Origin of the sequence: Streptantibioticus parmotrematis (assembly GCF_019890615.1) — a bacterium.
Taxonomy (GTDB): Bacteria; Actinomycetota; Actinomycetes; order Streptomycetales; family Streptomycetaceae; genus Streptantibioticus_D; species Streptantibioticus_D parmotrematis.
In genome coordinates this window covers 46,540-55,350 of record NZ_JAINVZ010000033.1, presented here as the reverse complement: position 1 = coordinate 55,350, position 8,811 = coordinate 46,540, and the positions used below count along the sequence as shown (strand labels likewise).

8 protein-coding genes are annotated in these 8,811 nt (G+C 72.6%); 3 read left to right on the top strand and 5 right to left on the bottom strand.

Translation table 11 applies throughout. The features are described from left to right. The coding region (locus tag K7472_RS29960) for an ACT domain-containing protein (RefSeq protein WP_222981998.1) at positions 1-555 on the top strand (555 nt) is incomplete at its 5' end. A 188-nt stretch (positions 556-743) separates the two neighbouring features. Here the strand turns inward: K7472_RS29960 and K7472_RS29955 are convergent. The 3 genes from K7472_RS29955 to K7472_RS29945 form a co-directional block, all read right to left on the bottom strand. Beyond that, positions 744-1,286 (bottom strand): methylated-DNA--[protein]-cysteine S-methyltransferase, encoded by a 543-nt coding sequence (locus K7472_RS29955; RefSeq protein ID WP_222981996.1) that lies wholly within the window; start codon positions 1,284-1,286, stop codon positions 744-746. Between the two features lie 50 nt (positions 1,287-1,336). Continuing rightward, positions 1,337-2,860 (bottom strand): AlkA N-terminal domain-containing protein, encoded by a 1,524-nt coding sequence (locus tag K7472_RS29950; RefSeq protein WP_222981994.1) that lies wholly within the window; start codon positions 2,858-2,860, stop codon positions 1,337-1,339. Positions 2,861-3,062: 202 nt separating this feature from the next. Further along, positions 3,063-3,980: a LysR family transcriptional regulator gene (locus K7472_RS29945; RefSeq protein ID WP_222981992.1), complete on the bottom strand. Its 918-nt coding sequence runs from the start codon at positions 3,978-3,980 to the stop codon at positions 3,063-3,065. 92 nt (positions 3,981-4,072) lie between these two features. Between K7472_RS29945 and K7472_RS29940 the strand changes: the two genes are divergently transcribed. After that, complete coding sequence (locus tag K7472_RS29940; protein ID WP_222981990.1) at positions 4,073-5,314, top strand: cytochrome P450; 1,242 nt, start codon at positions 4,073-4,075, stop codon at positions 5,312-5,314. A 99-nt stretch (positions 5,315-5,413) separates the two neighbouring features. Here K7472_RS29940 and K7472_RS29935 read toward each other — a convergent pair whose 3' ends face one another. Further along, entirely contained in the window at positions 5,414-6,226 is an 813-nt protein-coding gene (locus K7472_RS29935; RefSeq protein ID WP_222981980.1) for a thioesterase family protein, read from the bottom strand. A 114-nt stretch (positions 6,227-6,340) separates the two neighbouring features. On the opposite strand from K7472_RS29935, the gene K7472_RS29930 reads away from it, so the two are divergent. Continuing rightward, positions 6,341-7,417: a helix-turn-helix domain-containing protein gene (locus K7472_RS29930; protein ID WP_252396460.1), complete on the top strand. Its 1,077-nt coding sequence runs from the start codon at positions 6,341-6,343 to the stop codon at positions 7,415-7,417. A gap of 92 nt (positions 7,418-7,509) precedes the next feature. Here the strand turns inward: K7472_RS29930 and K7472_RS29925 are convergent, their stop codons facing one another. Further along, positions 7,510-8,790, bottom strand: a complete 1,281-nt coding sequence (locus K7472_RS29925; protein WP_222981977.1) for an MFS transporter — start codon at positions 8,788-8,790, stop codon at positions 7,510-7,512. Between the last annotated feature and the right edge of the window lie 21 nt (positions 8,791-8,811).

Sequence of the window (8,811 nt, the reverse complement as noted above, 5' to 3'; positions counted from 1 at the left end):
GCGGTGCGTCTGGATGTCGAGGTGCGTGGTGAGATCACGCAGCATGATGTGAAGGTGCTCGAACTGTCCACGCTCAAGGGCGTGTTCGAGGACGTCGTCGCCGAGACCGTCTCCTACGTCAACGCACCCCTGTTCGCCCGTGCCCGGGACGTCGAGGTGCGCTTCATGACGAGCAGCGAGTCCCCCGACCATCGCAACCTGGTGACCGTACGCGGCACACTGGCGTCCGGTGAGGAGGTCTCCGTCTCCGGGACGCTGGCCGGCAACCGCAACCGCCCGAAGATCGTCGCCATCGGTGACTACGACGTGGACCTCGACATCACCGATCACATGGCGTTCCTGCGCTACGAGGACATGCCCGGTGTCATCGGCACCGTCGGCCGGGTCCTGGGCGAGGCGGGCGTCAACATCGCGGGCATGCAGGTGGCCAGGGCCACCGAGGGCGGCGAGGCGCTGGTGGCGCTGACCATCGACAGTGAGGTCGCCCCGCACCTGATCGCGGAGATCGCCGGGGAGATCGGTGCCACCTCGGCCCGTTTCGTCAGCCTGGCCTGAGAGCGGGCGTCACCTCGGGCTGAGAGGCATGGGCGGAGACAGAGCCGGGGCCGCGGTGTGACGGGAGACGTCAACGCACCGCGGCCCCGGCCGCTTCGGGAAGGGCGCACGCACGCGCCCGGGGAGCCCGGCCCTCGGAAGACCATCGGTCAGGAGACCATCGGTCAGAGAGCCGTCGGCCAGAAGATTCAGAAGACCAGCGTCTGCTGCTCCGCCCCCGACGGCGCGAGGGCGCGTTCGTGTTCCAGCAGCGCGCGCTTGCGCTCCAGGCCGCCGCCGTAGCCGGTCAGGCTGCCGTCGGAGCCGACGACGCGGTGGCAGGGGACGATGACGCCCACCGGGTTCTTGCCGTTCGCCAGACCCACCGCACGGGACGCCGACGGCTGGCCGATGTGGTGGGCGAGTTCGCCGTACGTCCAGGTCTCGCCGTACGGGATCTCGCGCAGCGCCGCCCACACGCGTTGCTGGAACGCGGTGCCGCGCAGCATCAGCGGCAGGTCGAAGGTGTCGCGGTGGCCCGCGAAGTACTCCTGGAGCTGGTCGCGGGTGACGGCGAAGACCGGGTGGTCGTCGGCGTCGGCGCGCGGGCCGAAGGTCGACTGCTCGGGGCGGTGCCGCTGGTCGACCATGTACAGGCCGACCAGGTGCTCGCCCTGCGCCACGAGGGTGAGGGGGTCGTAGGGACTGTCGATGACGGTGTGCACGCGCTCACCGGCGCCAGCGGCGCTCATGGGGTTCTCCTTGCCTGCCGTGTTCGCGAGGGTGTGTCCGCCGGTGCGCCTCAGGTCGCGGTGGCGACCGCGGCGGCCCGGGCGGGGGCGGGCGGCGCGGCGACGACGTCGGCGGTCGGCATGTGGTTGATGGGGTGGTCGCCGGTGGCCCACAGGTGCTGCACGGCGTACGCGCGCCACGGGCGCCAGGAGGCGCTGTGCCGGGTCAGCGCCATGGGCGTGGTGGGCAGGCCCAGCGCGCCGGCGGCGAGCTTGACGCCGAGGTCCGTGGCGGTGAACGCGTCGGGGTCGGCCAGCGCGCGCATCGCGATGGTCTCCACCGTCCACGGGCCGATCCCGGGCAGCGCGGCCAGGTCGGCGCGGGTCTTCTGCCAGTCGGATCCCGGGCTCAGGTCGAGGTCGCCGCGGGCCAGCGCGCCGATCAGGCCGTTCAGCGCGGCCTGCCGCTTCTTGGGGAACGCGACGGTCGCCGGATCCAGCTCGGCCAGGTCGGCGGGCTCGGGGAACAGGTGCGTCAGACCGCCGCCGGGGTCGCTGACGGGCGTGCCGTGCGCGGTGACCAGGCGGGCGGCATGGGTGCGGGCGGCGGCGGTGGAGACCTGCTGGCCGAGCATGGCGCGCACGGCGAACTCGGCACCGTCCACGGTGTGCGGGACGCGGCGGCCCGGGTTCTTGCGGACCAGCGGTTCCAGCACCGGGTCGGCGCCCAGCTGCTCGTCCACCGCGTCCGGGTCGGCGTCCAGGTCCAGCATCCAGCGGCAGCGGTTGATGGCCGTGGTCAGGTCGCGCAGGTCGGAGACGGTCATCCGGCAGTCGATGTACGCGGCCGGGGTGGGCCGCAGCTCCACGATGCCGTGGCCGTGCGGCAGTCGCAGGGTGCGCCGGAAGGCGCCGGAACGCCACTCCTCGACGCCGGGCACCGAGGTGGCGACCAGGTGGCCGAAGAGGTTGTCCGGGCACAGCGGCTGGCGGTACGGGAGGCGCAGCGCCAGGCTTCCGGCGGCTGCCTGGGGCTGGCTGCGGCGGCGCAGCTCGGTCGGGGGCAGCCCGAAGACCATGAGCACGGTGTCGTTGAACGAGCGGATCGAGGAGAACCCGGCGGCGAAGGCCACCTCGGCCATCGACAGCGTGCTGGTCTCGATCAGCAGCCGCGCGGCCTGCGCCCGCTGGGCCCTGGCCAGGGCGAGCGGTCCGGCGCCCAGCTCGGCGCGCAGCTGGCGCTCGACCTGCCGGGTGCTGTAGCCGAGGCGGGCGGCCAGGCCCGGCACGCCGTCCCGGTCGATGACACCGTCCTTGATCAGCCGCATCGCCCGGGCGACCAGGTCGGCGCGCTCGTTCCACTCGGGGGAGCCGGGCGTCGCGTCCGGGCGGCAGCGCTTGCAGGCCCGGAATCCGGCCTGCTGGGCCGCCGCGGCGCTCGGGTAGAAGCTCATGTTGCGCGGCTTGGGAGGCACGACCGGGCAGCTGGGGCGGCAGTAGATCCTGGTGGTCAGGACCGCGGTGAAGAACCACCCGTCGAACCGGGCGTCCTTGGACTGCACGGCCCGCACACATCGCTCGGTGTCTTCGTACATGTCTCCAGGATGCGGCCCCGGAGCCCGGTCGGCTGGCGGAATTCCGACATCACCCTTACGGGCCCACTTCCCCCGGAGCCCTTGCCGGCCGTCTTCCCACGGGCCGCACGGACCGCCTCCCCCCGGGCCGCACGGACCGCCTCCCCCCGGGCCGCACGGACCGCCTCCCCCCCCCGGACCGCACGGGCCGCAGACCGCGCCGTCAGCCCAGGCCCGGGTCGCGGGCGACGCAGTCGTGGCAGAAGGCCGCGAAGGCGGCGGCGCGCCGGGTCGGCAGGGATCCGGCGGGCCGGGCCAGCACCACGGGCAGCGGTACGACCTCGTCGCTGATGGGGCGGACGGTGACCTCGCGGCCCTCGTAGCTGTAGTCGAGGGCCGGGCGCTGGATGAGCAGCGAGTAGCCGAAGCCCCGGGCGACGAGGCTGCGCACCATCTCGAAGCTGCGGGTGCGGTGCCGGATCCGCGGCGAGACCCCGGCGCCGGCCAGGACCTCGGTGAAGTAGCGCATGCTGGGCGGCACGTCGAGCATGATCATGTCCTGGTCGGCGAGGTCGCACAGCCGGACCGTGGAGCGCCGGGCCAGCGCGTGGCCGCGGGGGAGCAGGACGTGCGGTTCGGTCGCGTAGAGCACCTCGTGGGCGATGCCGGGCTGGATGTCGACGCCGTACAGGACGGCCATCTCGCAGCGTCCGTCGAGGAGTTGGTGCTGGAGGTCGACGAGCGAGCCCTCGACGAAGTCGACCCGGACCCGGGGGTGGGCGCGCTGGAACTCCTCCAGCAGCCCCGGCAGCAGGAACGGCGCGATGGTGGTGAAGCAGCCGACCAGCAGGTCGCCGGCCGGGGTCTGCCCGACGTCGCGCAGCCCCGCCTGCAACTCGTCGGTGCGTGACAGCAGGGTGCGGGCCTGGGGGAGCAGGACGCGTCCCGCCTCGGTGAGGGTGAGGCCCTTGGACTTCGAGCGCAGCAGCAGCTGGACGCCCAGCTGCCGCTCCAGTTCGGCGATGCCGAGGGAGACCGCGGCCTGCGAGACGAACAGCTGGCGCGCGGCCCCGGTCATCGTGCCGGTCTGCGCGGCGACCACGAAGTAGTCCAGCTGGCGCAGGCTGATCCGGTCGGTCATGAGCTCACTTTATAACGCGGATCATATTAATATCATTTCCAAAACCGGCCAGGAGAAAGAGACTTGGAGGACCGAGACGAGGAGGTTGCGTCATGGCGATGACCGACATGACATCGTGCCCGGTCCATCAGTCTTTCGATCCGCTCGCGGAGCCCTATCTCGCGGACCCGTATCCGGACTTGACCGCCGTACGCGAAGAAGTGCCCGCGTTCTACGCGCCCTCGATCGACATGTGGGTGATCACCCGCTATGACGATATCGAATCGGCCTTCAAGGACCCGGGCACCTTTTCCGCGGCGGTCGGCCAGCGCCCGGTCTTCCCGCTCAGCGACGAGGCCCGCGCGATCATCGCCGGGGGATTCCACGCCAGCCCGGTGATGTCGGACTGCGACCCGCCCAAGCACACCCGCATCCGGCGGCACAACCTCAAGGGGTTCTCCGCCCGCCGGGTCTCCGTGCTGGAGCCCAAGGTGTGGGCGAAGGCCACCGAGCTGGTGGACGACATCCGTCCGGGCCGGGTGGACCTGGTCCCCGCCCTGACCTACCCGCTGCCCGCCTACATGATCTTCACCTTCATCGGCTTCCCCGATGAGGACATGGACATGCTCAAGAGCTGGTGCGGCAACCGCATCGCCTTCAGCTGGGGCCGCCCGAGCCCCGAGGAGCAGCGCGAGATCGCGACCAACATGGTCCACTACTGGCGCTACTGCGAGGAGTTCGTCGCCAAGCGGGCCGCCGACCCGGTGGACGACTTCACCAGCGACCTGATCCGCATCCACCGCGAGGACCCCGAGGCGATCAGCCTGGAGGAGATCACCAACGTCGCCTACGGGCTCAGCTTCGCCGGCCACGAGACGACCACCAACTTCACCGGCAACGCCATCCGCCAGCTGCTGAGCCACCGCGAGCAGTGGGACGCCCTGTGCGCCGACCGCACGCTGGTCCCGGCCGCCGTCGAGGAGACCCTGCGCTACGACAGCAGCATCATCGCCTGGCGGCGCATCACCACCCGCCCGGTCACCGTCGGCGGCGTGGAGATCCCCGCGGACGCCAAGATCCTGCTGCTGCTCGGCGCCGCCAACCGCGACCCCAAGTACTTCTCCGCGCCCGAGGACTACGACATCATGCGCGGCGACGTCCGCGCCCACCTGGCGTTCGGCAAGGGCATCCACTACTGCATCGGCGCCGCCCTGGCCCGCATGGAGGCCCGCATCGCCCTCGACCTGCTGGCCCAACGGGCGCCCGGCATGCGGCTGGTGGAGGACCAGGAGCTGACCTTCCCGGCCAACGTCTCCTTCCGCGGCCCCAGGCACCTGCTCGTCGACTGGCCGTAGCCGCCGCGCGCGTGGCCGGTGCGCCGTCCTCCGCCGCACACGGAGGACGGCGCACCGGCGCGCGCCCGCACCGTCAACCCGCTTGCCGCGCACCGCCGTTCAGCGTTCGGCGACCAGCAGCGTCTGCACCACCCGCCCGCAGTCACCGGCCGCGTCGTCCAGCGTGCCCGAGGCCAGGCCCGAGCCGTCCGGACTCGCCGCGGTCGCCGCGCGCAGGCAGAACCACTCGCCGACCGGCTCGCGGTGCAGCGCCAGCGTGACGTCGGTGTTGATCACCAGGCGGCGGTGGTGGTCGAGTTCGAAGGCGACCGCCCACGTGCTGTCCGCCACCGTCAGCGCGCGGGTCAGCGGCGTGTCGTCCTCACCGGCCACCAGCGGGACGCGCTGGCGCACCCACGCCGAGCCGGGCCCCAGCACGTCGAACCCCCCGCCGGGCCCGAAGCGCCACTCCATCGCGGAGACGTAGCCGTCCAGGTGCGCCCCGGCCATGGTGTGCAGCGGCTGCGGCTCCGGCAGCGCCGGCGGCGGCGGCAACGGGCGCAGCGCCGGGGTGTCACCGGGGGCGGCCGCGATCCGCCAGGCCCGCGCGTACATCACCGGCCGCCCGTCCGCGCTCAGTTCGCCCTCCAGCAGTTCGGCCCGCCCGCCGGAACGCACGGTCCGCACCGCCACCTCCACCTCGCCGACCGGCACCGGCCGCGGCAGCTCCAGCGTGACCCGCGCGATCCGGAATCCGTCCCGGGGCTCGTGCCGCTCCAGCGCCCGGCCCAGCAGCGCCGAGGGCGGACCGGCGTGCTGGGCCTTCGGGCTCCACGGTCCCGCCGTCGCGGCGGTACTCTCATAGCGTCCGCCGCCCAGATCCCGGTAGAAGAAATCCGAAGCGGAATCCGGGCCCGCGGAATTGTTTGTCATGGCCGCCGTCCTCGCCGTATCAATTGGGATGGGGGTAACTCGTCGGCACTGCGCCGCGATTCCTAAAAAGCATCACCGTTGACCGTGTCCGCCTCTCAGGGACAGGATGTAGTCATGCCCGAAACGGACATGCCCCGAACCGTCGCCGTCGCGATCTCGGACGGAATTCCGATCTTGGAGGTGGCCGCGCCGTGTGAGGTATTCGGTGTCAATCGTGTCGATCTGTCGGATCCCTGGTACGACTTCATGGTGTGCGGTTCCGACTCCGCCCGGTTCGGCGGCTGGTTCCGTCCCGAGGGGGCGCGTTCCCTGGACGAACTCGCCACCGCGCACACCGTGATCATCCCCGCCTGCCGTGACGTCGCCGAGGAGCCGCCGGCCGAGCTGGTCGAGGCGGTGCGCGCGGCGCACGACGCGGGGGCGCGCATCGTGTCGATCTGCACCGGCTCGTTCGTGCTGGCCGCCGCCGGGCTGCTGGACGGGCGCCGGGCCACCACGCACTGGATCCACGCCGACCTGCTGGCCGCCCGCTACCCGGGCGTCACCGTCGACGCCGACGTGCTCTACGTGGACGAGGGCGACGTCCTGACCTCCGCGGGCAAGTCGGCCGGCATCGACCTGTGCCTGCACCTGGTGCGCCTCGACCACGGCGCCGCGGTCGCCAACGCGCTCGCGAGACGCCTGGTGATGCCACCGCACCGGGACGGCGGGCAGGCGCAGTTCGTGGCGCCGCCCGCGGTCAGCGGCCAGGACCACCCGCTGGCCGACCTGCTGCCGTGGGTGACGGCCCGGCTGGACGAGCCGATGACGGTGGTGGACCTGGCGCGGCAGGCCAACATGAGCACCCGCACCCTCAGCCGCCACTTCAACGCCGTGACCGGCAAGACCCCGTTGCAGTGGCTGCTGTCGCAGCGGATCAACCAGGCCCAGGAACTGCTGGAGACCACTGACCAGAGCATCGAGCAGATCGCCGCGCAGACCGGGATGGGCACCGCGGGCACGCTGCGGCGCCACTTCAACCGGATGGTGGGCGTCTCGCCCGACACCTACCGGCGCACCTTCAGGGCCGAGCCCCTGGTGCCGGAGGTGGAGGACGAACCGGCCGACGGCGAGGCGGAGTTCGCCCGGCGCCCGGCCGGTCGCGCCGAGCTGTTGGCCCGGCGGCGTCCGCTGGAACTGATCTGCCACTGACCGGCGGCCCCTCGGGCGGCGGCCCCGCCGTGTCACCCGCGACGCGTCGCCGCACCGGCCGGGACCGGTGCGGCGACGCGTGCGAGGGCCGTTCACGCGGGGAGCGACGCCCCGGACGGCGACGTGGTGCGGACCGCCGCGGCCCGGGTCGTCCAGGCCAGCGTCAGCGCCGCCAGCACGGCGACCCCCAGCAGCACCGCGGGCGCCGGGACCACCGAGCCGATGGCGGCCAGCGGGTAGGACGCCATCATGCCCACGTAGGTGACGGCCTGATAGGTCGCGGTGAGCCCGGCCAGGTGCTCGGGGGAGGCCAGCTGCTGGACCTGGGTGAGCCCGTAGAACTGGCAGCAGCCGTACCCCGCTCCCAGCACGAGGGAGGCCACCAGCACCAGCGCGGGCTGGTGGAGCCAGGCGGCGAGCGCGGCCACCAGCATGCCGCCCACCACGATCGCCAGCGCCCAGCCGAGCAGCCGAGGGGTCGGCGGGGTGTGCAGCCTGCGGGCGAGTGGCTGGACGAAGATGCCCGCTCCCGCGTTGGCGACGACGACCAGGGCGCTGAACATCAGCGGATCGCCGGAGATCTGATGGGCCACCAGCCCCGGCAGGTAGCCCACGGCCACCGCGACGGCGATGAACACCCAGGGCGCGAGCGGCAGGACGACGGTGACGAAGCGCCGCTCGCGTACCTCGTGGATGCGCAGGTTGCGCAGGAAGCTGGTGCCGGGGGAGGGGGTGAGGGTCTCCGGCACGGTGAGCAGGCAGGCGAACGCGGCGGCGCAGATCAGCAGATGCGGCAGGTACGCGATCAGGGTGGGGTCGGGCGCCCACTGGGCCAGCACGCCCGCGACGAGCGGGCCGAGGCCGAAGCCGATGCCCATCGAGACCGTCAGCCGCCGGGGTCCGTGGTCGGTGTCGCCGGAGGAGGCCGACAGCTCCTTGATCCAGGCGCCGCCGCAACTGAAGCCCGCGCCGCTCGCCATGCCGGACACCAGGCGTCCGGCGAGCGTGAAGCCGAGCCCGTTCGCGCCGACGATCAGCAGCACGGTGCCCAGCACCGACAGCACGACGGTCGGCAGCATGACCTTGCGGCGGCCGAAGCGGTCGGAGCAGGGCCCGCCGAACATCAGCCCGGGGATCAGGCCGATCACGTACGGCACGAAGGTCGCCTGCACGGTGGTGGCGGACAGGTGGAGCCGGGCCTGGTAGAGCAGCAGCAGCGGGGTGAACTGCTGGGCGCCCCAGCCGATCGCCACCACCGGTACGGCGGCTCGCAGCCAGGCGCGGCCCGGGCGGGGGGCCGCCGCGGGGACGGCCGGCCCCCGCTCGGCCCGGGGGGTCACCGGGCTGGTCGCAATGCGTGTGTTCTCGTTCACGGTCACGATCGTCCGTCACGC

What these genes read in the sequence shown, in the direction of transcription:
- K7472_RS29955 (WP_222981996.1), bottom strand. Translation starts at nt 1,286, where the DNA reads ATGAGCGCCGCTGGCGCCGGTGAGCGCGTGCACACCGTCATCGACAGT.
- K7472_RS29950 (WP_222981994.1), bottom strand. Translation starts at nt 2,860, where the DNA reads ATGTACGAAGACACCGAGCGATGTGTGCGGGCCGTGCAGTCCAAGGAC.
- K7472_RS29945 (WP_222981992.1), bottom strand. Translation starts at nt 3,980, where the DNA reads ATGACCGACCGGATCAGCCTGCGCCAGCTGGACTACTTCGTGGTCGCC.
- K7472_RS29940 (WP_222981990.1), top strand. Translation starts at nt 4,073, where the DNA reads ATGGCGATGACCGACATGACATCGTGCCCGGTCCATCAGTCTTTCGAT.
- K7472_RS29935 (WP_222981980.1), bottom strand. Translation starts at nt 6,226, where the DNA reads ATGACAAACAATTCCGCGGGCCCGGATTCCGCTTCGGATTTCTTCTAC.
- K7472_RS29930 (WP_252396460.1), top strand. Translation starts at nt 6,341, where the DNA reads ATGCCCGAAACGGACATGCCCCGAACCGTCGCCGTCGCGATCTCGGAC.